The following is a 26,471-nucleotide window of genomic DNA, read 5'->3' as shown; positions in this document are numbered from 1 at the left end:
CGTTTGTCAGAATCTATACGGAATTATGTGAATGTAGCCTGAATGCTTACCGGCTCAATATAGGCTTTTATTGATAGGGATAAAATCAATATTGCAAAATGTGGTTACTGCAGAAAACAGATTTTACACCACCCCCGAAGTCAAAACAGGTCGGGGATGGTGTGAGAGCTTGAAACTATTGCTGAAAGCCTGTGGCAGCCGCAGTTAAAATACGTCCCGGAAGATAGATAACCATAGAAGCGGCACCGGTAATCACATTTGTACCATCGGCCAATATGGCCTGACCGGATGTCTGACCTTCGCCTTTCAAAGTATTGAAGGAAAGGCTGCCGTCACTAACCAGTGCCATCAGCGTTGGCGAAGAGGCAAAGACACTGTGATCTCCGCCATCAACCGTGCTGGCATCCAGCACGGCAATGCCATATTTCTGCAGCGTTTCAATGCTGGAGCCGTCGCCGACGCGGGAATGTCCGCCGGTAATGCGGCCTGAAATATTCAGCGCGCTGTCATTGCGCGAAACCAGAACGGCCATAGGAGGCAGAGGCTTCACATCTTTGACCTGCTTTTCAAACACATCCAGATCAATATCAGGGGCGGCCAGCAGAACATTGGTCAGACGGTTCAGTGCAGTCCGCTCTTCATTGAGTGCCAATGTGCGCAGGGCTTCCATGGTGACGAAACTGCCCATGGAGTGCCCAACCAGCAAAATCCGTTTGGCTTTGGTCTTTGATGCCAGTTTCAGCAATTCTGCCAGACCGTCGCGCGCAAAATTGGCGCTGTCGCGGTCATAAACATAAAGGCCGAGCGAGGCCGCAGACGGCCATGCATAATGCACGGTCACGGATTTTAACCCGTAATCATGGGTAAACTGGGCTGCACGGAACGTGCTGTCCGCAAAATTATTGTTATAGCCATGCACAAAGATCAGCAGTTCCTGATCTTTTGCCGAGTGCTGATCCAGAGCCTGATTCAGCTGATTGACGAAAATCTGGCTGTTATCAAAAGGCTGGAAGCTGACTGCCGCGAAATGCTTGGCCGGATCCGGCTTATAGCCGGTCTTTTCCACAACGCCTTTCACATGGGATTTCGGGATGCCGATATCAACGCGTGAAAAATTCAGCTTGTCTGAACGTTTCGCATTGTAAGGCATTGAAAAATCATCGCTGCGCTGACGGCTTGTGGCTACATAAACAGGGACGACGGAAGCTGGCTGAGCCGGTTTGATGATGGCAGCATTGGCCGCAGCTACAGAAGCCGGATTGGAATTGGGGCCGTGCCAGAGTACCGCGCGGGAGCCGGTGCAGCCGCTGATAATGATGGAAACGAATGCCAGAAACAAAATACGAGTCATTCGCTGCTCTATCCTTGCCAAGCCTGTTACTGTTCAACCAAGCGGAACATCTTCCGTGTACGTAACCGGATGTTCAGTGTTTTTAAAAGCAGTAATTAACAAGTCTGGCAATCTGTAAAACTAAACCGCACAGATAAATCCGGCGGTTTAACGCGCTGTCGTGTCTTTTAAACCATAGCTGTAACGGCTTGGTTTACAGGTTTTCTGCCGGAACCTCTGAAAGACTTGTCTTGCCGGTTGCCGGTTTTTTGAAGCGCAGACGGGGTACAATTTCGACCATCAGCATGGACAGGAAAATCAGCGCACAACCGGCAAGGCCGATAAATGGCAGACGTTCACCGAGCAGGATTGCGCCGAACAGGGCTGCGAATAAAGCTTCGGAAGACAGGAAAATAGCTGCCTGCGGTGCGCTGGTGTAACGGGTGCCGATGGCTTGCAATGTAAACGCCACGCCGGATGAGAACATGCCGGTAAACAGAATTTCCGGCGCTGCGGCCTGAATGGTCTGCCATTCGATCTGTTCAAAAATCGCAGCGCAAACAATGCCGGCAAATGCAACGACCGCGAACTGAACGCAGGCCATGGTGACCGGTCTGCCGATACGCAATGCATAACGGGCAATGAACAGCCCTTGCAAAGCCCAGAAAAATGCACCGGCAATCATCAGCCAGTCGCCTTGACTGAAACCGTCAAGCGAACCGCCGGACAGCATGAATATGCCTGTAAGGCTGAGTACTGCGCAAATCCAGACGACCGGATGCGGCCATTGGGAAAATAAAATCACGCCTAAAATCGGCACCAGCACAACATAAAGACCGGTGAGAAAGCCTGCATTGGTGACGGAAGTGGTGAGCAGGCCGGTTTGCTGCAGAACCATACCGGAAAACAACATGCTGCCGAGAATCATGAAGGCTTTATGATCGGAAAAGGAAAGCGGTTTGGATGCACGTCCGGCTTCCATAAAGGCAAAAGGCGCAACTGTTGCTGTGGCCACGATAAAGCGCAGGCCGATAAAGGTCAGCGGGCCGATATTTTCCATGGCGGTTGACTGGGCAACAAAGCCAAGACCCCAGATCAGGCCGGCAAAAAGAAGCAATAAATTAGCGCGTGACTGGGTCATGATATGCCTGCGGAATGCAATAAACGTGGATCGTTACAGTTCAGATCATGTTTGTCTTGCGGAAGACGGAACTGTCCGGCAGGCCGGAACTGCTTTTCTCTGTATGATACGCGACAGAGCTGAGGGCAAACCGGATCTGAGCAGGCTGAGACTATGTGCTGAACCGCGGTCACTATGCTGTATTATTGCAGGAAAGCAAGCCGGATTTCAGCATAATATATGATGTTACAACGTATATCCGAAATGATTCTCACGCTGTCAGCTGTAGTTTTTTTTGAAATTTTCGGACTTATAATACTTTATACTGAAGTCTTATATATTGTTTCAGCGTTTTCATGCTGTTGTGTTCATGTAAAAGCTGTCACAGGTTTTCAGTAAAAAAGATCTGTTTTTTTTAAAAAATGTTTCAGAAAAGCTTGGCGCGGGGCGGGCAGGCTCCGAGTTTTTCACAAGTTTTTTGCCGATGCTTTTTGCTCTTTCTTTTTGTTTGCAAAGCTGGCACGATAACTGAAACAGATGATGAATGATGAACGGTTCCGAAGCACCGCTTCGGCGACCGTTTTATTTTTGAGTCTCGGGGGTGTTCTCCGGCTGCTGCAGCATAATTCCTTAAGCCTGAAACAGCTTAAGGTAAAATTACGCTGTAAATATAAATGTTAGAGCAACCTTTGTGCACCCGACAGGGCGCATGGTGCTTTGCTAGCCGGAAGATAGTCTCATTTTTTGTTTCTGCATTTTCGTGGTTTTAAGGCTGCGGAGTGCTTTAGCGCGATTGAAGACCGCGCATCAGGCATGAGAAAGGACAGGGCATGGAAAAGTTCCCTATGACACAGGCTGGCTTCGATCAGCTGAAAGAGGAACTGCGCTGGCGTCAGCAGGAAGAGCGTCCGCGCATTATCGAGGCGATTTCGGAAGCGCGCGCGCACGGCGATCTTTCTGAAAATGCCGAATATCATGCAGCCAAAGAAGCACAGAGCCTCAATGAAGGCCGTATCGGTGAAGTTGAAGACTTTATCGCCCGTGCTGAAGTGATCGATATTTCAAAGCTGACAGGCACGACCATCAAATTCGGCGCGACTGTTACGCTCATTGATGAAGACACCGAAGAAGAGCGCATTTATCAGATCGTCGGCGATCAGGAAGCGGATGTTAAAAAAGGCCGCATTTCTATCTCGTCACCGATTGCGCGTGCCTTGATCGGTAAAAGCGCAGGCGATACTGTGGAATTCAATGCACCGGGCGGCGCCCGTTCCTATGAAATCCTTGGTATGAGATTTATTTAACCAGTGCGCGTATCCCTTTCTGACACTGATATTCTGGCTCCGAATTTTAAAAAGCGTCTCTCCGGCGTCACCTCGACGATTGTCCAGCTGGTGCCGGTGCAACGCAAAATGGGGATCAGGATTGCAGCTGTCGGGCGGGGATTGCCGGATGATCTTCCGCATGTGAATTTGCGTGACCTTGCCGGATTATGGCGCAGGCCTGCGTCCGGCAAAAAATTCCGCATCTGGCATGCCCGCCGCAATGTTGAAATGCTGGCCGGTATTGTGATGCGCGATGTGCTGCGGATGAAGCTGAAGGTGATTTTTACCTCGGCTTCACAGCGCCATCATAAGAAATTTACCAAATGGCTGATCCGTCGTATGGACGGTGTTCTGGCAACCAGTGGCCGCACGGCGAGCTATCTGGACGTGCCGAATACTGTCAGCATGCATGGTATTGATCTGGAACAGTTCCGCCCGCCGCAAAGCGCGCAGGATCGTTTCGCGGCAACCGGTCTGCCCGGAAAATATGCCATTGGCTGTTTTGGCCGTGTGCGGCATCAGAAAGGCACAGACCTTTTTGTCGATGCGATGATTGAACTGCTGCCGTGCTATCCTGACTGGACGGCCGTGGTGGCAGGGCGTGCTACAGCTGAGCATGTTGGCTTTGAAAAAGAACTGCAGGAAAAGGTCAGAAAAGCGGGTTTGGCTGACCGGATTATGTTTCTGGGTGAGGTGCCGTTTGTCAGTGCCGATCCTGCGGGCGACAGTATCAGTGCATGGTATCGCCGTCTGGATGTCTATGTGGCGCCGTCCCGCACCGAAGGTTTTGGCCTGACGCCGCTTGAAGCCATGGCTTCGCAAACCGCAGTGGTGACCAGCGATGCCGGTGCCTATCCGGAAATCGTGGTTGAAGGTGAAACCGGTTATGTTGTGCCGTCCGGTGCGACTATGGCACCTGCGATTGAAAATTATCTGCGTGACCCCGCACTTGCCGCACAACATGCGGAAAAAGGCTTGCAGCGGGTGCGTGAGTTTTTCCCGCTGGAACGCGAAGCGAAGACAATCGGTGATTTCTACCAACGGATTTTCGAGCAGGCATAAATAAAGCCGGTTTTCACCGGCTTTTTTAATATTCAGAGATATGTCGCTTTTAAATTGCGATCAGAACTTCGTCTTTGACCGGCTTGATGGTCAGTGCTGTGCGCACGGAATCCACATTCGGCGTCGCGGTCAGTTCTTCAATCACAAAAGTCTGGAAGGCGTTGAGATTTGGTGCAACGCAATGCAGCAGAAAATCGGATTCACCGGACACCATCCATGCGCGGCGCACCAGTGACCAGGATTTGGTTTTCTCGGCAAAGGCTTTCAATTCGCCATCGGACTGGTGTTTCAGGCCGACTGAGCAGAAAGCCACCAGATCCTGACCGACAGCTTCACCTTTAATGATCGCCTGATAGCCCTGAATGATGCCGCTTTCTTCAAGCTTGCGTACACGGCGCAGGCATGGCGGTGCCGAGATACCGACGCGTTCCGCCAGCTCGACATTTGTCATCCGCCCGTCATTTTGCAGTTCCCGCAGAATTTTCCAGTCAATATCATCAAGATCAACCTTAATCGGCATAGGAACTCCGTAAGAGGGTGGCAATAAAAGGGCTGTGAACTGCCGGAGGCAGAATGGAAGTCTCAGAAGTGCATAAAGCAATTATATAACAACAATGCAAGGCTCAGTGCCAGTGACGGGCTTTCCAAGAATTGCTTTAGAGTCATTGCATTATATCATGAATGAAACAATGAGAATGGTTAATTGAAATTATCAACCATTCTGCATCATTTTCTTTTCCGGAACCGGATCAGTTTTTCGTGATTGTCACTGTTCAGCGTACCCAAAAGGCACGGGTGAACAGAATGACCACAGTAATCAGTTCCAGACGTCCGGCGAGCATCAGATAGCTCAGCACCCAGAGCGCATTGTCATTGATGGTGGAGAAGTTGCCTGCAGGGCCGATGGTTTCGCCAAGGCCGGGGCCGACATTGGAGAGGGCGGTAAGCGCGCCGGTAAAGGCGGAGACAAAATCCAGCCCGAAGATGGACAATGCCATAGTGCCCAGCACCAGCGAGGCAAAATACAGAAACAAATAGAGCAGGGCGCTCTGGGCAATATCCGGTGTGATTTCCGATGTGCCGTAGCGGGCTTTGACAACAGCGTGAGGCATGACCAGACGGGTGAGGCTGGCTTGTGTTGTGCGCCACAAAATGATGATGCGGTTGATTTTCATACCGCCGGAGGTGGAACCGGCACAGCCGCCGATAAAGGAGGCAAGAAAGAATACGCCGACCGCCGCAGGGCCCCAAAGTGTGTAATCTTCCATTGCAAAACCGGTGGTGGTGATAACGGAAATGAAATGGAAGCCTGCGGTCAGCAAAGCAGTGCCGAAAGGCATATCGGAGCTGATGCGCAGCATCACTGCCAGCCCGAATGTGAAAATAAGGGTCAACGACAGGAATAGTTTAACCTGCGGATCAAGCAGATTGGGCATTTGCTGCGGAATGACAGCTTTGATGAAAAGAATGAACGGCAGGGAGCCGAGCGTCATAAAGACCATAGCCACAATCAGGATGGCTTTATTACCGTCAAAAAAACCGAAAGAACTGTCATGAGTCGAATAACCGGCCGTGGAGATCGTGGTCAGCCCGTGATTGATGGCATCAAACATGCCCATTCCGGCGGCAAAATATGCAACAATACACAGGATAGTCAGACCGCAATAAGCGACAATGATGCCGATCGCCAGCTGATTGACGCGTGGCAGAATTTTCTCGGACTTGTCCGAAGATTCCATATGGAAAAGCTGGACGCCGCCGATACGCAGAGACGGTAGCAGCAACAGTGCCAAACCGATAAACCCGATACCGCCGATCCAGCATAGCAATGAGCGCCAGATCAGAATGCCGCGCGGCATCTGGTCGAGACCGGTCAATGCTGTGGAGCCGGTGGCGGTAATGCCGGATGTGGATTCAAACAGGGCTGTCGCAAAGCTGATCGGCAAATGGGAGAAGTAAAACGGAATTGAGCCGAGCAGGGCTGCCGTTACCCAGAGCGAGACAGTGAGCAGAAAGCCGAGACGCGGCGAAAAGCGGATATGACTGTTTTGCGTGGAGAGAAAGACCAGTGACGATACAACGGCGGTAAACAGGGAAGAACGGATGAAAATCAGCCAGTCCGGTGTGCCGTCGCGCAGGTCAAACATTGCAGGAAACAGCATAGCGACGGCCATCATCATGCCTAAACGCGCGCAAATATTACTAACGAAGCGAAATATGATCCTGCCCTCTCGGCTGTAATAACTCTTCCCGTCAGCAGGACTGCCTGTTTATGCGTAAAGCAGCACGGGTTTGGTAACTCTATAGGAAAACTATAGGAATCTAGCAAAATTTTTATGCATTTCCTATGGGGGGGCAGACACAAAAGCCGATTTGTGACTTCTCAGAAACACAAGCGCGGTTTTCTGACCGATGGATAAACTTGCCTGTGATTAAGCCCCGCTTCAGCTTGTAATCGGAGACTGCGAAACCTAGTTTCACACTATCTGGGTGCAATACGGATTTTATTCTGTAATGCGCGGCAATGAAGTTACGCGGAAAGAGAAAAGTCTATGACACAGCGCCATGTTCCTGTCCTCATTATCGGTTCAGGACCTGCCGGTTATACGGCAGCTATTTATGCGGCTCGTGCCATGCTGAAACCGGTTATCATCACCGGTCTGGAGCAGGGCGGTCAGCTGATGATTACCACCGATGTTGAAAATTATCCGGGCTATGCAGAAACCGTGCAGGGGCCGTGGATGATGGAGCAAATGGCCAAACAGGCTGAAAATGTCGGCGCTGAAATTGTCTATGATCTGGTGTCGGAAGTTGATCTGTCAAAGCGTCCGTTCACGGCGAAAACCGACAGCGGTGCGGTGTTTACCAGTGATGTTGTGATTATTGCGACCGGTGCGCAGGCCAAATGGCTTGGTCTTGAAAGCGAGCAGCATTTCATGGGCGGCGGTGTGTCTGCCTGTGCAACCTGTGACGGTTTTTTCTATCGCGGCAAGGATGTGATCGTGGTTGGCGGCGGTAATACTGCTGTCGAAGAAGCGCTGTATCTTTCGCATATCGCTCAATCAGTTACTGTTGTGCATCGCCGTGACAGTTTCCGTGCCGAAAAAATTCTTCAGGAACGTCTGCTGAAGCGCGAAAATGTAAAAATCATCTGGAATCATGCAGTCGAGGAAATTACCGGTAGTCCTGCCAATCCGCCTATGGGGCCGGTTGTAACCGGCGCAAGGCTCAAAGATACGGTGAGCGGTGCGATTACCGAGGTGAAAACTGATGGTGTGTTTGTCGCAATCGGTCACGCACCGGCGGTGTCATTGTTCAAAGATCAGCTGAAGATGAAGGATAGCGGTTATTTGTGGACTGCACCGGATTCAACCGCGACAAGCATTGAAGGTGTATTTGCTGCCGGTGACGTGACGGATGATATTTTCCGTCAGGCTGTAACTGCGGCAGGTATGGGCTGTATGGCTGCGCTTGAAGCTGAACGCTGGCTGGCGGCACAACCGGAAGCCTGAGCCGTTAAGCTCGTGGTTTAAACAACCGGCACCTGATAATTCTGCACTGCAGAGCGGTTTTGAATGACCCTGAATCGCAAAATCGCTTTGTTTCTTTGTTTCGGCTACATTTTCTTTGCAAAACCGGTTTTCGTTTTTGTTGAAAATGCTCTGGCTCTTTAAAGTTGCCACAAAATTTAGTTCTTTGTCTTGTGGCAGTTATAAGCTGATTCTGATTTACTGTCGGACATCGGCGAGAAGTTGAAATGGGAAGTGCATAGCGGATGAACCGCATTGTGCCGGAGGATGAAAAGCAATGTCCGTTGCTATAAAGGCGGGCATTGCATGAAAAGGGGATAGTGTGGTGGCACCACTTGACTGGGATAAGCTACGCATTTTTCATGCCGCTGCTGAGGCCGGCTCGTTTACCCACGCGGCGCAGACATTGCATTTGTCGCAATCTGCGATTTCGCGTCAGGTCAGCGCGCTTGAGCAGGATGTCGGTGTGGCGCTGTTCTATCGTCATGCGCGTGGCCTTATTCTGACTGAACAGGGCGAAGTTTTGTATCGCACAGCACATGATGTGCTGATGAAGCTGGAAAATGTCCGCTCCAAACTCAATGAAAACCGTGAAAAGCCTTCCGGTCGCCTGCGTGTGACGACAACGGTCGGGCTTGGTTCCGGCTGGCTGATCGAGCGGATGGAAGAATTTGCCGATCTCTATCCGGATGTGCAGGTGCAGCTCATTCTCGATGATGAAGAGCTCGATCTGACCATGCGTCATGCGGATTGTGCTTTGCGTTTGCGCCAGCCGCAGCAGCCGGATCTGATCCAGCGCCGCATGTTTACCGTGCATATGCATGTTTATGCATCTGAAGGCTATATTGCCAAATATGGCAAGCTCAATGCTATTGAAGAGCTGGATGAGCATCGCATTGTAACCTTTGGTGAATCTGCGCCGTCCTATCTGATGGGGCTGAACTGGCTGGAAACAGCAGGCCGCACAGATGGCGGTGCGCGCATTCCGACCTTGCAGGTCAATAATCTGCTTTCCATCCGCCGCGCGGTTCTCAGTGGTGTCGGGATCGGGGTTCTGCCGGATTATATGGTCGATAAAACATCAGGGCTGGTGCGTTTGTTGCCGGCTTTGGGAGAGATTCCTTCCTTCGATACATTCTTCTGTTATCCGGAAGCGTTGAAAAATGCGGCCAAGCTGCATGTTTTCCGTGATTTCATTTTCTCCAAAGCGAGAAACTGGTCCTTCTGAAACAGACCAATTGACGTTAAAAAGAGCCGGTTTTACCGGCTTTTTTGTTGTTTAACGCCCATCTGTGCAGAAAAACCGGTTTCAAGATGCTGAGCTATCTGAAAATGCATGGCTGCTTTGCAATATCGGGCGTTGTGAAATCAGGCTTAAAGGAGCATATACAACTCATCTTAGTGATGCGTCTCCTCCTCCCATTGCGCATCCTAAGTGTTCCCCTCTGAAGGCTTGTCCATATGACGCCTTCAAAATTCCAAGCCGGGCTTATGTCCGGCTTTTTTTTGTCCAAATTTCAGGGCGACAAAAACCATCCCTTTTTTCATATTCCATGTGACCCTGCTTATGCAGGCAGAGTTTTGTGCGCAATAAAAAAGCCCCGAACGATATGTTCGGGGCTTCAGACGCTTTATGCGTTTCGTATTAGCGCAGGGAAGCGCAGAAACGCTGAATGCGGATGCAGGCTTCTTCCAGCAACTCTTCTGAAGTCGCATAGGAAATACGGAAGTTTGGTCCGAGACCAAAGGCTGAACCGTGAACAACGGCTACGCCTTCAGCTTCCAGCAATTCAGATACGAAATCTTCGTCGGTTTCGATAACCTTGCCCGAAGGTGCGGTTTTGCCGATCAGACCTGCACAGGACGGATAGACGTAGAATGCGCCTTCCGGTGTCGGGCAGGTGATGCCGCTGGCCTGATTGAGCATGGAAACAACGAGATCGCGGCGCCCCTGAAAGATTGCCTTGTTCTTTTCGATGAAATCCTGCGGGCCGTTGAGAGCTTCAACCGCTGCCCATTGTGCGATGGAGGAGGCACCGGAGGTCTGCTGCCCCTGAACCATATCCATAGCTTTAATCAGCTGCAGCGGGCCTGCTGCATAACCAATGCGCCAGCCGGTCATGGCATAGGCTTTGGAAACGCCGTTCATGGTCAGTGTGCGGTCATAGAGCTTTGGCTCAACCTGCGCAGGGGTCATGAATTTGAATTCGCCGTAAACGAGATGCTCATACATATCGTCGGTCAGGATCCAGACCTGCGGATGACGCAGCAGCACATCGGTCAGCGCTTTGATTTCGCTTTCAGAATAAGCGGCACCTGTCGGGTTGGAAGGCATGTTGAGGATCAGCCATTTGGTTTTTGGCGTGATCGCAGCTTCCAGATCGGCGGCCTGCAGTTTGAACTGGTTGTCCATTGTGGTTTCAACAGTCACCGGTGTTGCGCCGCACAGGGCAACGATTTCCGGATAGCTTACCCAGTAAGGCGCAGGGATGATAACTTCATCACCCGGATTGAGGGTTGCCATCAATGCATTGAACAGGATCTGCTTGCCGCCGGTACCGACAATGGTCTGTTCCCAGGTGTAATCCAGACCGTTTTCACGCTTGAACTTCGCAGCAATTGCCTTGCGCAGTTCAGGAATACCGGAAACAGGGGTATATTTGGTTTCGCCGCGGGTGATTGCGTCGATGGCTGCCTGCTTAATATTATCAGGGGTATCAAAATCCGGCTCACCTGCACCAAGGCTGATAACATCTTTGCCCTTAGCTTTCAGCTCACGTGCTTTCTGGCTGACAGCGATTGTGGCAGATGGTTTTACGCGGGACAGTGCGTCGGCGAGGAATGCCATGATCATTACTCCTGAATGGAACTGGCGATCCGGCTGAATAGCCGGAGGATAAAAGAAAACCTCAGACACAGCGCAATCTCCTCAACCGCGTGTGTTTAAGCGTTGCTGCCGGTGCCTGAGCAGCCGCTATAGCGACGTTGTTGAGCCCTTCGCGAGCGCAGATTGATCTGGTCGCATATGATATCCGGGGAGTTTACAGTTTTGAGGCTGTTTATGCCGGTGGGGAGCAACGCTGATATAGAGCCGGACTGTTCAGTCAGAGGCTACAGCTTTATGTCGCAATCACAGGCAAAGTGCAAGGAAAGCTTTTGCATCGCAGCGTAATTGCGGCGTTTTATATTTGGGATGTGCAGAAAAAAGAAAAGGCGGGAAAACCCGCCTTTTATTCGATCCCAGATTGTCAGTCAGTGTGACCTCAACGCCCTGTATCTCAACCCTGAGCCGCATGAAATGCAGCTCTTAACCTTATCGCAAATTACATTGCAACGAGGTTGTCGGCAGATGAACGACCAGAGCGGCGGTCCTGCACGATTTCATAGGTGACTTTCTGGCCTTCATCGAGCTGAGCCAAGCCAGCGCGCTGTACAGCGGAGATATGAACGAACACGTCTGTGCCGCCCTGATCAGGCTGAATAAAACCGAAACCCTTGGTCGTGTTGAACCACTTAACTGTTCCCGTAGCCATGGGAAATTCCTTCAAGTTCATAGTAAATTCAGGTTCGCCTTGCGACGTTCCCGGTGGATCGAAGTTGTTGATGGAAGATCATGAGAAGCAAGGCGTTGCCGTGCGGGCCGCAAAATCACTCGACCGAAAATTCGATGAACTCAACATATGCGACATTTTTGACCAATACAAGGCGGCTTCTCAGGAAATCGCACATGGACGGAGAATAAATCTCCGGGAAACCTTTACAACGCGTGAGAATATTTCTGCAAATCACCGCTCTCCGAAAAGTATCTCTGTAGAGTTCAATGCAGGGGAGCGATGTATCCGGAGCAGGAATTACAGTGCTGAAAACACAAAAGGCAGCCTTATAAGACTGCCTTTTGCTTGATCGTTTATGTGCTTATCAGGCTTTCTTGAAGTAATCCTGCAATGGACGAACTTCCAGTGATCCGGCCTTGAGCGCGGCAATCGCTTCAGAAACCGCCTCTGCACCAGCCAGTGTGGTGTAATATGGCAGTTTGTGCATCAGGGTCGCACGGCGGATCGACTTGCTGTCGGAAACCGCGCTGACGCTGTCTGTGGTGTTGAAGACAATATGCACCTGACGGTTGCGGATGGCGTCTTCAATATGCGGACGGCCTTCCAGAACCTTGTTGACTTTGGTGGCTTCGATGCCCTGTTCAGCCAGATAGCGCTGTGTGCCGCCGGTTGCCAGAACTTTAAAGCCGAGGTCTGCCAGACGCTTAACAGGCGCTACGATACGCGCTTTGTCTTCATCACGGACGGAGACAAATACTGTGCCATCGCGTGGCAGATCAACGCCTGCGCCGAGCTGTGATTTTGCAAAGGCCAGTGCATAGTCATAGTCGAGACCCATGACTTCACCGGTCGAGCGCATTTCAGGTCCGAGCAGGGTGTCCACACCCGGGAAGCGGGCGAACGGGAACACAGCTTCCTTCACGGCGATGTGGCGCTGTGCTTTCACATCAGGCTTGCCGCCATAGGCAGCCAGTGCCTGTTCGAGGCTTTCACCGGCCATAATGCGTGCCGCAACCTTGGCAATCGGTGTGCCGTTGGTTTTAGCCACGAAAGGCACGGTACGCGATGCACGCGGATTGACCTCAAGCACATAGACTACATTGTCTTTGATCGCATATTGCACGTTCATCAGACCGCCGACATTGAGCGCTTTGGCCATGGCAATCGTCTGGCGTTCAAGTTCAGCAACGATTTCATCGCTCAGAGTGTGAACCGGCAGGGAGCAGGCTGAGTCACCGGAGTGAATGCCGGCTTCTTCGATATGTTCCATGATACCGGCAACATAAGCGTCTTTACCGTCGCAGAGGCAGTCCACATCCACTTCGATAGCATCGGTCAGATAGGTATCAAACAGCAGCGGATTTTTGCCCAGCAGGGTGTTGATCTGGCCGGTTTTATCATTCGGATATTTGGCTTTAATATCTTCGGTCACCAGTTCAGGCACAGTTTCCAGCAGATATTTCTGCAGCATACGCTCATCATGAATGATCTGCATGGCGCGGCCACCCAGAACATAAGACGGACGAACCACCAGCGGGAAGCCGAGGTCAGCAGCGATCAGGCGAGCCTGTTCAACGGAATAGGCAATGCCGTTTTTCGGCTGGTTGAGGCCGAGCTTGATCAGCAGCTTCTGGAAGCGGTCACGGTCTTCCGCCAGATCGATCGCATCCGGTGAGGTGCCGAGGATTGGAATATTGGCTTTTTCCAGTGCATTGGCGAGTTTCAGCGGGGTCTGGCCGCCGAACTGTACGATCACGCCGTGCAGAGTGCCTTTTTCCTGCTCTTTACGCAGAATTTCGATCACATCTTCATCGGTCAGCGGCTCGAAATACAGACGGTCTGACGTGTCATAGTCCGTGGAAACCGTTTCCGGATTACAGTTGATCATGATCGCTTCATAACCGGCATCGCTCAGCGCGAAGGCGGCATGGCAGCAGCAATAGTCAAACTCGATGCCCTGACCGATACGGTTAGGACCGCCGCCGAGGATCACAACTTTTTTGCGCTCGGATACATCCGCTTCACAGGCTTCAACACCTGCAAACGGCGTTTCATAGGTCGAATACATATAAGCCGTTGGTGAAGAGAATTCCGCAGCGCAGGTATCAATGCGCTTGAAAATCGGATGTACGCTCAGTTCTGCACGATGTTTGGCAACATCCTTGGCATCTTTGCGGATCAGGCTTGCAAGGCGGCTGTCTGAGAAGCCCATGGCTTTCAGATAGCGCATATTTTCCGCATCCTGCGGCAGACCGTGTTCACGGACACGATCTTCAGTCGCAACGATCTCGGCCATCTGCTCAAGGAACCAAGGATCGATCTTGCAGGCTGCATGAATTTCATCAAGCGGCATGCCGAGACGCATGGCCTGTGCAACCATGCGCAGACGATCCGGTGTCGGTGTGCCGATAGCTGCGCGGATTGCGCCTTTTTCATCGCCGTCTTCAATATTCGGGATTGCGATTTCATCAAGACCGGTCAGGCCTGTTTCCAGACCACGCAGAGCTTTCTGCAGGCTTTCCTGGAAGGTACGGCCGATAGCCATCACTTCACCGACCGATTTCATCGCGGTGGTCAGAACATTATTGGCGCCCGGGAATTTCTCGAAAGCGAAACGCGGGATTTTAGTAACAACATAGTCAATGCTTGGTTCAAACGAAGCAGGTGTTGCACCGCCGGTAATATCGTTTTCCAGCTCGTCCATGGTGTAGCCGACAGCCAGCTTGGCGGCGACTTTAGCAATCGGGAAGCCGGTTGCTTTGGATGCCAGCGCTGACGAGCGGGACACGCGCGGGTTCATTTCAATAACGATCAGACGACCGTTTTCAGGATTAACCGCGAACTGTACGTTTGAGCCGCCGGTTTCAACGCCGATTTCACGCAGCACTGCGATCGAAGCATCGCGCATGATCTGATATTCTTTATCAGTCAGCGTCAGGGCAGGGGCAACAGTGATACTGTCACCGGTGTGAACGCCCATCGGGTCGATATTTTCGATCGAGCAGATGATGATGCAGTTGTCCGCTTTGTCGCGTACAACTTCCATTTCATATTCTTTCCAACCGAGCACGGATTCTTCAATCAGTACTTCGGTGGTCGGCGAGGCATCAAGGCCGCCTTCGACGATTTCAAAGAATTCCGAACGGTTATAGGCAATGCCGCCGCCGGTGCCGCCGAGGGTAAAGCTCGGGCGGATAATGGCAGGCAGACCAACATGATCGAGCGCCTGTGCTGCCAGACCCATAGCATGGGTCATGTAGCGCTGCTTGCGGTCAGTTTCGCCGAGCTGCCATTCGGTTTCCAGCTTGTCGAGTGCTTTGTCGAGATCGTCGCCGGAGAGCTTGGCTTTCAGCTCTTCACGTTTGATCTTATGGGCTTTGCGGTCTTCGTCTTTAACGTCCGTGGCATTGGCCAGCATGGACTTTGGTGTCTCAAGGCCGATTTTTGCCATGGCTTCGCGGAACAAAGCGCGGTCTTCGGCTTTATCAATGGCTTTGGCGTCTGCGCCGATCATTTCCACATTGTAGCGGTCAAGCACGCCCATGCGCTTCAGCGACAGCGCGGTGTTCAGTGCAGTCTGGCCGCCCATGGTTGGCAGCAGCGCATCAGGGCGCTCTTTGGCGATGATCTTGGCAACAACTTCCGGTGTGATCGGCTCAATATATGTAGCATCCGCCAGATCAGGATCTGTCATGATCGTGGCTGGATTGGAATTCACCAGAATGATCCGGTACCCTTCTTCTTTCAGGGCTTTACAGGCCTGTGTGCCTGAATAGTCAAATTCACATGCCTGACCGATAACAATTGGTCCCGCTCCGATAATCAGAATCGATTTGATGTCTGTGCGTTTTGGCATGGTCTCATCCTGTGTTTAGCGCTTATTCGGCTCTGCGACAAAAGCCCGAACGGTATGACCGTCGGGTTCAGAGGCTATATGATGCGTCTGGGCTAAGCGTGTCTTATAGGTAATCAATTTGCGGAAAGTAACCCCTTAAATACGTTATTTGGGAGAAAATATGCGTTTATAACAATTCTTATTGAAATTTGACCGGTTGTCAGCCTGTTTTGAAATGTCCTGTGTTTTATCTTTGCTAAATAGACTGTGGGCAGAGTAGCGGGCAGAGCATTTCCGTTTTATTATAGCTGCCAAAGAATTATGTAAAATAAGGAGAGCGCTGATGCGCTGGCAAGGTCGCGAAGAGAGTGACAATGTTGAGGATCGCCGTGGGAATGGCGGAGGTGGTCTGAGAGGCGGTGGCGGACTCGGCGGGCCGGGTTTCCGTGTTGTGCGCGGCGGCGGGCTTTCCGGCATTCTTATTCTGGGTGTGATGGCACTTGTTTTGTGGATGGCCGGTATTAATCCGCTGCCTATCCTGTTCGGTGACGGCTCCATCCAGAGCACACAGACGTCCGGCGGTTCTTCCAATATTGGTGCTTCCACGCCGCGTGCTGATGATGAAGCGGCCAGTTTCAGTCGTGTTGTCTTGAAAGAAACAGAAGAAGTCTGGAGCGGTATTTTCCAGTCTGCCGGTCAGACCTATAAAAAGCCGGTTCTGGTGCTGTTTGACGGTCAGGTAAGATCTGCCTGCGGATTTGCTTCTGCTGCCTCGGGACCTTTCTACTGCCCGGGCGACCAGAAAGTTTATATCGATCTGAGTTTCTACCGTGAACTGGACAAGCGTTTCGGCGCTTCCGGTGATTTTGCTCATGCCTATGTGCTGTCGCATGAAGTTGGTCATCATGTGCAGAACCTGCTCGGTATTCTGCCGAAATTTAACCAGATGCGTCAAAGCATGAGTGAAGCGCAGTCCAATGCCATGTCCGTGCGCGTGGAATTGCAGGCCGATTGCTTTGCCGGTGTCTGGGGTAAATTCACCGAGCAGAAAGGCCTGCTGGAGCAGGGTGATCTCGAAGAAGCTCTGAACGCCGCCCATCAGATCGGTGACGATACTTTGCAGAAGCGTTCGCAGGGCTATGTCGTGCCGGAAAGCTTCAACCACGGTACCTCTGAGCAGCGTGCCAAATGGTTCAAGCGCGGCTTTGATACGGGACGGGTTGATGCTTGTGATACTTTCAACAACCCCATTTAATATATTCGGGTGCTGACGGTCTGCAAATAGCGCCTTCCTGTGCTTCCGGTACTCACGTACTATAGTACGCTCCGCTCCGGTTCTCGTAAGACACTATTTTCGCCACGTCATCATCCCGAATATGACCTCGCGCTTGATAGAAAAATCAAACTACGAGTATAGAAAAATGCCGGTGAAAATCACCGGCCTTTTATTTTGTCTATGAATATTTATCTCAGGCCGCTTCGCGTCCTTTTAAGCTCAGGCCGCTTCGCGTCCTTTTAAGCTCAGGCCGCTTCGCGTCCTTTTAAGCTCAGGCCGCTTCGCGTTCCGGCAGAGGTTCCTGACCCTTGCGTGCGCGGATCAGGTTGATAAAGCGGCGGAACAGGTAGAACGAGTCTTCAGGACCCGGAGAGGCTTCCGGATGGTGCTGTACCGAGAAGACCGGCTTGCCGATAATCCGCAATCCGCAATTTGTACCGTCAAACAGCGAGATGTGAGTTTCTTCCACGCCTGAAGGCAGGCTGTCCGCATCCACCGCAAAACCGTGGTTCATCGATACGATTTCAACTTTACCGGTTGTGTGATCTTTCACCGGATGGTTGCCGCCGTGATGACCCTGATGCATCTTTACAGTCTTGCCACCTGTTGCCAGTGCCAGCATCTGGTGGCCGAGGCAGATACCAAACAGCGGAATGTCCGTTTCGATCAGTTTTTTAATGGTTGGCACTGCATATTCACCGGTAGCCGCCGGATCGCCAGGGCCGTTGGACAGGAATACGCCGTCCGGATTGTGCGCCAGAATATCTTCAGCGCTTGCAGTGGCCGGAACAACCGTTACCTTGCCGCCGAGATCTGCAAACAGACGCAGAATGTTACGTTTGATGCCATAGTCAACCGCAACGACATGGAACTGTTCTTCTGTCTGGCTGCCATAGCCTTCATTCCAGACCCATGACTTTTCTGTCCATACGGAAGACTGGCCGGAAGTAACATCTTTAGCGAGGTCGAGGTCTACGAGACCAGCCCAAGCGCTAGCGCGTTTTTTCAGAGCCGGAATGTCGAAATTGCCGCTCGGATCGTGAGCGATCACGGCATTGGCTGCGCCTTTTTCACGGATCAGGGCGGTCAGTGCGCGTGTATCAACATTGCTGAGGCCGATAATGCCGTGCTGTTTCAGCCACTTGTCGAAATCCTGTGTGGCGCGGTAGTTTGAAGGGGCAGTAATATCAGCCTTAATAATTGTGCCGACTGCGCCGGAGCGGCTGGCCGGATTTAGGCGCTCGCTGTCTTCTTCATTGGTGCCGACATTGCCGATATGCGGGAATGTAAAAGTTACGATCTGGCCTGCATAGGACGGATCGGTCAGAACTTCCTGATAACCGGTGAGAGAGGTGTTGAAGCAGACTTCCGCTTCAATCGCGCCGACTGCGCCGACACCTTTGCCTTCGATCACTGTGCCATCCGCCAAAACAAGAACAGCTGTTGGCTTGGAAGTCGTCCAGGGTGCGGTTTTGGGTGTGGTTTCGGTCATTGAGGCACTCCTGATCAAAATTGCGCGCTGTGCTGTTAGAGCATAACACCTTAAACTTGAATCAGTTTAAGGATAAATTATGCTCCAATTTTAAAGTGTTAGAGCGAGTTTTGTGCGCCCAACAGGGCGCCCGGCGCTCTAAGTATGTCGCGTCCGTAACCGGCTTTGTGGTCGGCCATCTGAACGGCAACTATGTGTTATATGTGCAGATGCAACCCGGTATGATAAACACCAGATGTGCAAAAACGCGCCGGATACAATGAGCTCCGTCGCGAGAATGAAAAAAATCTTCTGCTAAGATTAATAATGTAAAGAAATCTTGCCCTGCGGTCAATTGCTGTGACGGATATTTTCGCGGGAAAAGCGGCGGTCAATATGCGGCTAGTAATTTGGGCTTATCAAGACAGCCAGAAAAAGCCGGTTTCTGCTTGCATAATGCGGAGGCATAATGAGGTTGCGCGAAGAAAATAAGCTGATGGTTTTGCCAAGACTGCAAATTGCGCTATAAGGCCTTTGATTTGCTTATTCCGGCCAGCTTTATTGCATTCAGGAGCGTATCGCCTTTGTTCTGTTCTGTGCGCACGCTCTGATTTCTGTAAAATTTGCATCATGCGCGTGTTTATAAAAAGACAACTGACCGCGCCTTGCTCTGACCGGATTTTATAAATTTAACAGGCCGGATACGAATATAGTGCTGTCCTGCCAAGGAGATAAGAAATGCTGCGTCAGGAAATTTCGCAAGCTCTGACAACGGCTATGAAAGCCCATGAAAAAATGCGTGCTTCAACGCTGCGCCTGATTATGGCTGCTCTGAAGGATCGCGACATTGCCAATCGCGGTGCAGGCAAAGACCCTGTATCGGATGATGAAATTCTGGCAATTCTTGCCAAGATGATCAAGCAGCGTGAAGAATCCGCCAAGATGTACGAAGAAGGCAATCGTATTGAACTGGCTGAAAATGAACGTGCTGAAATCGAGATCATCAGAGAATTTCTGCCTCAGCAGCTGAGCGATGAAGAAATCCGCGCCAATAGCGCCGCTGCCATTGCCGAAGTCGGTGCGGAAGGCCTGCGCGATATGGGTAAGGTAATGGCGGTTCTTAAAGAACGTTATGCCGGCCAGATGGATTTTGCAAAGGCCAGCGGTGTGCTGAAAGAACTGCTCGGTAGCTGATCCTGAATAATTGAGAAAAAAGAAAAAGCCCGCGATCAACGCGGGCTTTTTTGTGTCAGCTTTCCGTCACTGTTTTCAGGCGGGTGCCGCCGAGCATGCCTTTTTCTTCCAGTACCGGATAGGCCATTGAAGCCAGCAGCGAGTTGATCTGCTTGAGATCGCGGATCGTATCCAGATGGATCGAACTGGTCTCGACACTGCGCACAGTTCCTTCACGCAGGCGCTGGAAATGCATTTCGCTGGTGCGTTTCTCCATATCGCGCAGATGGTCTTTTTCATGCACGAGCTGGCGCGCCGTATAGCTGTCACGCGATACCAATACGTTGAAGGCCAGATGCGCATTGGAAACGACCATGGCGTGGAATTCGGTCAGTTCGTCCCAGCCTTCTTCTGTGAACTCCAGCTTACGATCCATCTTCTTCTGCACATGGGCAAGCATATTGCGCACAATAATATCGCCGACCTGTTCCAGCTTAACGCAGGCGCCGAGCAGTTCCTGCGTCCGCAGAGCTTCATCTTCGCTCAGGTTTTTGGTCGCCAGTTTCGCCAGATAAAGCTTGATGGCGGCATGACGGGCATCCAGACGGTCATCCAGTTTTGCCAGTTCATTAATGCCGACCTGATCCGGCTTTTCATAAAGGTCCATAATCCGGCGCAGCATCACGTCAACGGTTTCACAGGTGCGCACAACTTCACGCGTTGCATTGCCGAGGGCAAGCGGCGGGGAGTTGATGACACTCATATCCAGCGCGCTGATTTCCTGCGTGAATACAGTTTCTGCCGGTGCTTCCGGTTTGGCTTTAAGATTGACCAGTGCTTCCGTAGCGCGCAGCACAAGTCCTGACAGCGGAATACCTGCAATCAGAATAATCGTATTGAACAGGATATGCGCATTCACAACCTGACTGACCGGATCGGAGCCGAGAAACTCGACCGGAGGCTTAAAGGACAGAAACAGGATCAGAATAACGAGAGAGCCTGCGCCGCGCATCAGCAGATTGCCGAGCGGTACCACGCGGGTTTCCGGCGGGGCATTGCGTGTGAGCAGGGGGGCGATGATAGAAGAGCCAAGATTGACGCCAAGCACCATCACCACCGCCAGATCCGGCTGAATGAGGCCGCGTGAAGCGAAAGACGTGAGCAAGATGATTGCGGCAATTGATGAATGGAACAGCCATGTCATCAGCGCTGCAAGCAAATAGGTGGTAACCGGATCGCTCGCCAGATAATTGACAATCACCGGCAGCAACTGACTGTCGCGCAATGGCGTTGTCGCTTCACCTGTGAGTTCAAGCGAGAGAATAAGCAGGCCGATACCGACCAGAATCTTACCATTCTGCCGCCAGAACAGCCGCTCGGAAGACATGGAAATGAATGTGCCTGCCACAAGCGCCAAAGGCACCAGTAAAGTCAGGTCATAGCTCAGGATTTTAACGACAAGGGCAGAGCCGAGTTCGCCGCCGCGCACGGCCATAAGGCCGGCCACACCGCTGACAAAGCCTGCGCCGACAAAAGAGCCGACCAGCAAAGTGACGGCCGTGGAGCTTTGTAGGGATACAGCCAGCAAAACACCGAAGCTGACCGCCAGAAGCGGTTTTTGCATATATTTGCGCAGTCGTCGGCGTAACCGGTCGCCATAGGCGCTTTCAACGCCTGCCCGAACCATACGGGTTGCCCATAAGAGCAACGCGACTGCCCCTGCAAGATGCAGGAGGACGACTGAACCATTCAAATGCGTATTCCTTTTTTATTACCGGATGATTAGCTCATCCTTTGTGGTTCCCCGGATTGTCTCCGGATGCTCCGTTCCTGTTCGCGCATACACAGCATTGCTGCAGTGATTTCGCGGAATGATCAGGACGGATAAAATGCAGTGCGAAAATCATGCACTGGCTAATCAATCTAGGCACATTATGCTTAATTTGGAAGAGGGATTTTACCTCTAACAGATGGTATTTAAAGTTTTTATGACAAATTTATGACAGTTAGCCGACTAAATCAAAATCCTGCATTTTCAGGTACTGAAGGATGATATTGCTGTCCCGTTGTATAAGATGATAAGCGATAATTATGACAACTGTGCTGCCCGCTTATAGGAGAGGCTGCACTTGCACAGGAGCCGGCATGTGAGTATCGGGGAAAGATGCGTTGTTGAGGCGTGTTTTTCTGTATTCCGTGCTATTAAGGTGAGGGGACAAGTCTGATGTCCCCCGAAGTCAGTATTGTTCTGGCAAGAGAACTGAGAGAGAATTTAAAGGCGCATGCGTTTCCCCCCGTCCTTCCTTGATGAAATCCGCGACCGCGTTCCGATATCGTCTGTGATCGGGACACGCGTGAGCTTTGATCGCAAGAAAACCAATGCGTCCAAGGGGGATTTCTGGGCGTGCTGTCCTTTTCATGGTGAAAAAAGCCCGAGCTTTCACTGTGAGGATCGCAAAGGCCGCTATCATTGTTTCGGCTGTGGTGTGACGGGCGATCATTTCCGTTTTCTCACCGAGCTTGAAGGTTTGAACTTTCCCGAGGCTGTCGCACGGATCGCCGATATGGCCGGTGTGCCGATGCCGGTTATGGATGCCGAGCAGCAGAGACGCGAGGAAAAGCGCGGCACGCTCTATGATGTGATGGAACTGGCCGCAGCATTTTTCGAAGATCAGTTACAGGCATCCGTTGGTGCCAAAGCCCGCTCTTATTTGCGCGACCGCGGCTTAAATGCGCAGACGCAGGCCGAGTTCCGTATCGGTTATGCGCCGGAAGGCCGCAATATTCTGAAAGAATATCTGGCCTCAAAAGGTGCAACCCGTGAGCAGATTGAAGCCTGCGGCATGGTTGTGCATGGTGAAGGCATTGCAGTGTCTTATGACCGTTTCCGCGACCGCATTATGTTTCCGATTACTGACAGCCGTAATCGCGTGATCGCCTTTGGCGGACGTGCAATGTCGCCGGATGCGCCTGCGAAATATCTCAATTCGCCGGAAACCGAACTGTTTCACAAAGGTCGGGTGCTTTACAATATGGTGCGCGCGCGCCGTGCCTGTCAGGCGCAAAACGGCGAAGAAGCCAAACCGGTCATTGCCGTTGAAGGCTATATGGATGTGATCGCACTGGCGCAGGCCGGTTTCAACGAGGTTGTGGCGCCGCTTGGAACTGCACTGACCGAGGAGCAGATGGCTTTGCTCTGGCGGATCAGCCCTGAGCCGGTTTTGTGCTTTGACGGCGATCAGGCAGGTCTTCGTGCTGCCTATCGTGCGGTGGATACCGGTTTGCCGAATTTGCAGCCGGGTAAATCGCTGGCTTTTGCTCTGCTGCCTGAGGGCAAGGATCCTGACGATCTGGTCAAGGAGCAGGGTGCTTCCGCATTTCGTGTCGTGTTGCAGGATGCCAAGCCGCTGGCTGAAATGCTGTGGATGCGGGAAACTGCGGGCGGTAATTTTGAAACGCCGGAGCGCCGTGCCGAGCTGGATGCACGGATGCGCACCCATGTGGCGCGCATCAAAGACGAAAGCGTCAAACATTATTACAGCCAGCATATGCGTGAGAAATCGCAAAGCTTCTTCGGCCCTAAATGGGGGCGGCAGAATGCCGGTAAGCAGGCAGGTGGCTTCGGCGGTAAGGGTAATTTCCAGCCGCAGCGCGGTAAAGGTAGCGGTTTCGGTGGTGGCTTTGGCAATGCGGCCTCCACCAAGGCTTCTGACAGTCTGACCCGTTCCGCGATTGTGAAAGGTGGTTCATCCGCACCAAGTCTGCGCGAGGCGACGATCGTTCTGACGCTGATTAATCATCCGGCGCTGATTGATGAGAATTTTGAGGTTGTAGCCACTTTGGAACTGACCCATGCGGGGCTGACGGCGCTTCATGCCGCGGTTCTGGATGTGATGGCCAGCCATCTTGCCGAAGACGGTAAGATGATGCGTAAAATCCTCAATGAAAACGGTTTTTCAGAATTGCTGGATGAGCTGGAACTGGTGGTACGCCGTGCGCGTCTATGGCCTGCAACGCTGCTGGCAGCCGAAGATGATGCCCGTGAAGCCCTCAAACAGGCGATGCACTTGCATCTGCGCGCACGGACACTACATAAGGAACTAAGAGCCGTAGAAGAAGCTCTTTCCACTGAAGCGTCAGCCGAGGTTTTTGCGCGTTTGATTGATATTCAGAGCGAAATTCGCAAGGCCGATGCAACCGAAGCGCTTATTGAAGGTTTTGGTCAGTCTTCAGGACGCCCGCCCGGCGGATTCTGAGGATAAGCAATACGTGAATAAGGTCGCCAAACAGAGATAATTTGAACAAAAACTGCTCAGAACTGCATTGTTCGGTGCTTAACCGGCGTCACTCTGTCGCGAATCTGCATAAATGATTCGCTTTTTCCATGCGAATCATATGAGTCGCATTCTTTAATTGTATCGGTGAGAGCTTGTCCGTCGCTGAAAGGCGATAATACACAGCATCTGAACAATGTCATGACCGGAGTTCATGACCGATATGAGGTCAATACGGGGCTGAGAAGGCTCTGTAAATATGAAATTTGCAAACCGTTGTTTTAATTGCCGCAGCCGGTAATCAGCACGGTTAATCCGGTTTTAACGCGAAAGCGCTATTGCCGATACTATCGATAGTCACGGGGCATAACGCGAATCGTTTGTTTTGTTGTTCATTCTGCCCGATGGACAAAACAAACCGATCGTCTGGAGATAAATATATGGCAACGAAGGCAAAGGAAAACGAAGAAGCTGAAGTCGAGCGCGATGGCGCGACCGATGGGCCGCTTCTCGACCTTTCGGACGACGCTGTCAAGAAGATGATTAAGCTCGCCAAGAAGCGTGGCTATGTCACGATGGACGAGCTGAATGCCGTGCTGCCTTCTGAGGAAGTCACATCCGAGCAGATCGAAGATACAATGTCGATGTTGTCCGATATGGGCATCAATGTTGTTGAAGATGACGAGCAGGATGCTGACGCAGAAGAGCGCGACGATGACAGCGAAGAAAGCGGCGGTGATCTGGTAGAAGCCGGCGGTACCGCGCTGGCGACAACGACCACCAAAAAAGAGCCGACAGACCGTACCGATGATCCGGTGCGTATGTATCTGCGCGAAATGGGTTCGGTTGAACTTCTGTCGCGTGAAGGTGAAATCGCGATTGCCAAGCGTATTGAGGCTGGCCGCGAAACCATGATTGCAGGGCTTTGCGAAAGCCCGCTGACATTTCAGGCTCTGATTATCTGGCGTGAAGCACTGAACGACCAGCAGATTTTGCTGCGCGAAATCATTGATCTTGAAACTACTTATGCGGGTCCTGAAGCCAAACAGGCACCGGTGATCGAGCGTGTGGAAGAACAGCCTGCGCGCGGTGATGACAAGGGTGGCCGTCGTTCACGCGATGACGATGATATCACCAATGTCGGCGGTGAAATTCAGGAAGAATATGACGAGGATGAAGATGATGAGGCCAATCTGTCGCTTGCTGCGATGGAAGCCGAATTGCGTCCTCAGGTCATGGAAACCCTCGATCTGATCGCTGATACCTATAAGAAACTGCGCAAATTGCAGGATCAGCAGGTTGAAGGCCGTCTGGCTGCTGCCGGTGAATTGTCGACCTCTCAGGAGCGCCGCTACAAGGAACTGAAAGATCAGCTGATCAAGGCCGTTAAGTCGCTGTCGCTGAACCAGAACCGTATTGAATCGCTGGTTGAGCAGCTCTACGACATTAACAAGCGTCTCGTTCAGAACGAAGGCAAGCTCCTGCGTCTGGCGGAATCTTTCGGCGTGCGCCGTGAAGAATTCCTCAAAGAATATCAGGGCAATGAGCTTGACCCGAACTGGACTGACCGTCTTGCAACCCTGACAGCCCGCGGCTGGAAGGACTTTGTTGCCAAGGAAAAACGCGGCATTGATAATCTGCGTTCGGAAATTCAGAATCTGGCCACTGAAACCGCGATTTCGATCGGTGAATTCCGCCGCATCGTTAATCAGGTGCAGAAGGGCGAGCGCGAAGCAACCATTGCCAAGAAGGAAATGGTTGAAGCAAACCTGCGTCTCGTGATTTCCATCGCCAAGAAATATACCAACCGTGGTTTGCAGTTCCTTGATCTTATTCAGGAAGGCAATATCGGCCTGATGAAGGCGGTTGATAAGTTCGAATATCGCCGTGGTTATAAGTTCTCGACCTATGCGACATGGTGGATCAGGCAGGCGATTACCCGTTCTATCGCGGATCAGGCACGTACCATCCGTATTCCGGTGCATATGATCGAAACGATCAACAAAATCGTTCGTACATCGCGCCAGATGCTGCATGAAATCGGCCGTGAACCGACACCGGAAGAACTGGCTGAAAAGCTGGCTATGCCTTTGGAAAAAGTGCGTAAGGTTCTGAAGATCGCTAAAGAGCCTATCTCCCTTGAAACGCCGGTGGGTGATGAAGAAGATTCACATCTGGGCGATTTCATCGAAGATAAGAATGCGCTGCTGCCGATTGATGCAGCCATTCAGGCAAACCTGCGTGATACCACGACCCGTGTTCTGGCATCGCTGACCCCACGTGAAGAACGTGTTCTGCGTATGCGTTTCGGTATCGGTATGAACACCGACCACACGCTGGAAGAAGTCGGCCAGCAGTTCTCGGTTACCCGTGAGCGTATCCGTCAGATCGAGGCGAAAGCACTGCGTAAGCTCAAGCATCCGAGCCGTTCGCGCAAGCTGCGCTCGTTCCTGGATAGCTAATAAGCATAAGAAAATGCCGTCGTCCCTGTGGTGGCGGCATTTTTTAGAGCGTGTCGTGT

At 51.8% G+C, this 26,471-nt stretch carries 18 protein-coding genes; 9 read left to right on the top strand and 9 right to left on the bottom strand.

All coding sequences use genetic code 11. The features are described 5' to 3' along the window. Nucleotides 1-175 precede the first annotated feature (175 nt). Both LDL70_RS10440 and LDL70_RS10435 read right to left on the bottom strand, forming a co-directional pair. Nucleotides 176-1,351: an alpha/beta hydrolase gene (locus LDL70_RS10440; RefSeq protein WP_022711702.1), complete on the bottom strand. Its 1,176-nt coding sequence runs from the start codon at nt 1,349-1,351 to the stop codon at nt 176-178. Between the two features lie 193 nt (nt 1,352-1,544). After that, nucleotides 1,545-2,471, bottom strand: a complete 927-nt coding sequence (locus tag LDL70_RS10435; RefSeq protein ID WP_022711703.1) for a DMT family transporter — start codon at nt 2,469-2,471, stop codon at nt 1,545-1,547. A gap of 809 nt (nt 2,472-3,280) precedes the next feature. Here LDL70_RS10435 and greA point away from each other — a divergent pair. Continuing rightward, on the top strand, nt 3,281-3,754 hold the full coding sequence (greA, locus tag LDL70_RS10430) for a transcription elongation factor GreA (RefSeq protein ID WP_022711704.1): 474 nt from the start codon (nt 3,281-3,283) through the stop codon (nt 3,752-3,754). A gap of 3 nt (nt 3,755-3,757) precedes the next feature. Next, the gene (locus tag LDL70_RS10425; RefSeq protein ID WP_225685005.1) at nt 3,758-4,837 is read left to right on the top strand and encodes a glycosyltransferase family 4 protein; all 1,080 of its coding nucleotides are present in this window, start codon (nt 3,758-3,760) and stop codon (nt 4,835-4,837) included. Between the two features lie 49 nt (nt 4,838-4,886). Here the strand turns inward: LDL70_RS10425 and LDL70_RS10420 are convergent, their stop codons facing one another. Both LDL70_RS10420 and LDL70_RS10415 read right to left on the bottom strand, forming a co-directional pair. Beyond that, on the bottom strand, nt 4,887-5,357 hold the full coding sequence (locus LDL70_RS10420) for an Lrp/AsnC family transcriptional regulator (protein ID WP_022711706.1): 471 nt from the start codon (nt 5,355-5,357) through the stop codon (nt 4,887-4,889). 253 nt (nt 5,358-5,610) lie between these two features. Next, nucleotides 5,611-7,011 carry a TrkH family potassium uptake protein gene (locus LDL70_RS10415; protein WP_225688495.1) on the bottom strand — a complete coding sequence of 467 codons (1,401 nt, stop codon included), beginning with the start codon at nt 7,009-7,011 and terminating at the stop codon, nt 5,611-5,613. Nucleotides 7,012-7,389: 378 nt separating this feature from the next. Between LDL70_RS10415 and trxB the strand changes: the two genes are divergently transcribed. After that, on the top strand, nt 7,390-8,349 hold the full coding sequence (gene trxB / locus LDL70_RS10410; RefSeq protein WP_225685004.1) for a thioredoxin-disulfide reductase: 960 nt from the start codon (nt 7,390-7,392) through the stop codon (nt 8,347-8,349). A gap of 340 nt (nt 8,350-8,689) precedes the next feature. Beyond that, a complete protein-coding gene (locus tag LDL70_RS10405) occupies nt 8,690-9,595 on the top strand; it encodes a LysR family transcriptional regulator (protein ID WP_022711710.1) in 906 nt (301 codons plus the stop codon). Nucleotides 9,596-10,012: 417 nt separating this feature from the next. Here LDL70_RS10405 and LDL70_RS10400 read toward each other — a convergent pair whose 3' ends face one another. Together LDL70_RS10400 and LDL70_RS10395 are read right to left on the bottom strand one after the other, a co-directional pair. Next, nucleotides 10,013-11,215 carry a pyridoxal phosphate-dependent aminotransferase gene (locus tag LDL70_RS10400; protein WP_116087809.1) on the bottom strand — a complete coding sequence of 401 codons (1,203 nt, stop codon included), beginning with the start codon at nt 11,213-11,215 and terminating at the stop codon, nt 10,013-10,015. Nucleotides 11,216-11,690: 475 nt separating this feature from the next. Beyond that, nucleotides 11,691-11,900: a cold-shock protein gene (locus LDL70_RS10395; RefSeq protein ID WP_022711712.1), complete on the bottom strand. Its 210-nt coding sequence runs from the start codon at nt 11,898-11,900 to the stop codon at nt 11,691-11,693. A gap of 70 nt (nt 11,901-11,970) precedes the next feature. Between LDL70_RS10395 and LDL70_RS10390 the strand changes: the two genes are divergently transcribed. Next, nucleotides 11,971-12,270 carry a hypothetical protein gene (locus LDL70_RS10390; RefSeq protein ID WP_225685003.1) on the top strand — a complete coding sequence of 100 codons (300 nt, stop codon included), beginning with the start codon at nt 11,971-11,973 and terminating at the stop codon, nt 12,268-12,270. Between the two features lie 15 nt (nt 12,271-12,285). Here the strand turns inward: LDL70_RS10390 and carB are convergent, their stop codons facing one another. Further along, nucleotides 12,286-15,777 (bottom strand): carbamoyl-phosphate synthase large subunit, encoded by a 3,492-nt coding sequence (gene carB, locus LDL70_RS10385; RefSeq protein WP_151159818.1) that lies wholly within the window; start codon nt 15,775-15,777, stop codon nt 12,286-12,288. 322 nt (nt 15,778-16,099) lie between these two features. On the opposite strand from carB, the gene LDL70_RS10380 reads away from it, so the two are divergent. Further along, nucleotides 16,100-17,011 carry a neutral zinc metallopeptidase gene (locus tag LDL70_RS10380; protein ID WP_116087806.1) on the top strand — a complete coding sequence of 304 codons (912 nt, stop codon included), beginning with the start codon at nt 16,100-16,102 and terminating at the stop codon, nt 17,009-17,011. A 292-nt stretch (nt 17,012-17,303) separates the two neighbouring features. On the opposite strand, the gene carA is transcribed toward LDL70_RS10380, so the two are convergent. Continuing rightward, entirely contained in the window at nt 17,304-18,524 is a 1,221-nt protein-coding gene (gene carA, locus LDL70_RS10375; RefSeq protein ID WP_075656063.1) for a glutamine-hydrolyzing carbamoyl-phosphate synthase small subunit, read from the bottom strand. 717 nt (nt 18,525-19,241) lie between these two features. Here carA and LDL70_RS10370 point away from each other — a divergent pair. Next, nucleotides 19,242-19,697 carry a GatB/YqeY domain-containing protein gene (locus LDL70_RS10370; protein ID WP_225685002.1) on the top strand — a complete coding sequence of 152 codons (456 nt, stop codon included), beginning with the start codon at nt 19,242-19,244 and terminating at the stop codon, nt 19,695-19,697. 55 nt (nt 19,698-19,752) lie between these two features. On the opposite strand, the gene LDL70_RS10365 is transcribed toward LDL70_RS10370, so the two are convergent. Next, entirely contained in the window at nt 19,753-21,429 is a 1,677-nt protein-coding gene (locus LDL70_RS10365) for a Na/Pi cotransporter family protein (protein WP_075656065.1), read from the bottom strand. Between the two features lie 529 nt (nt 21,430-21,958). Here LDL70_RS10365 and dnaG point away from each other — a divergent pair. Then, the gene (gene dnaG / locus LDL70_RS10360; RefSeq protein ID WP_022710978.1) at nt 21,959-23,932 is read left to right on the top strand and encodes a DNA primase; all 1,974 of its coding nucleotides are present in this window, start codon (nt 21,959-21,961) and stop codon (nt 23,930-23,932) included. 458 nt (nt 23,933-24,390) lie between these two features. Next, entirely contained in the window at nt 24,391-26,412 is a 2,022-nt protein-coding gene (gene rpoD / locus LDL70_RS10355) for an RNA polymerase sigma factor RpoD (protein WP_022710979.1), read from the top strand. Nucleotides 26,413-26,471 lie beyond the last annotated feature (59 nt).

This window comes from Pseudochrobactrum sp. XF203, from assembly GCF_020341615.1.
Classification (GTDB): Bacteria; Pseudomonadota; Alphaproteobacteria; order Rhizobiales; family Rhizobiaceae; genus Pseudochrobactrum; species Pseudochrobactrum saccharolyticum.
This window is presented reverse-complemented; position numbering and strand designations above follow the sequence as displayed.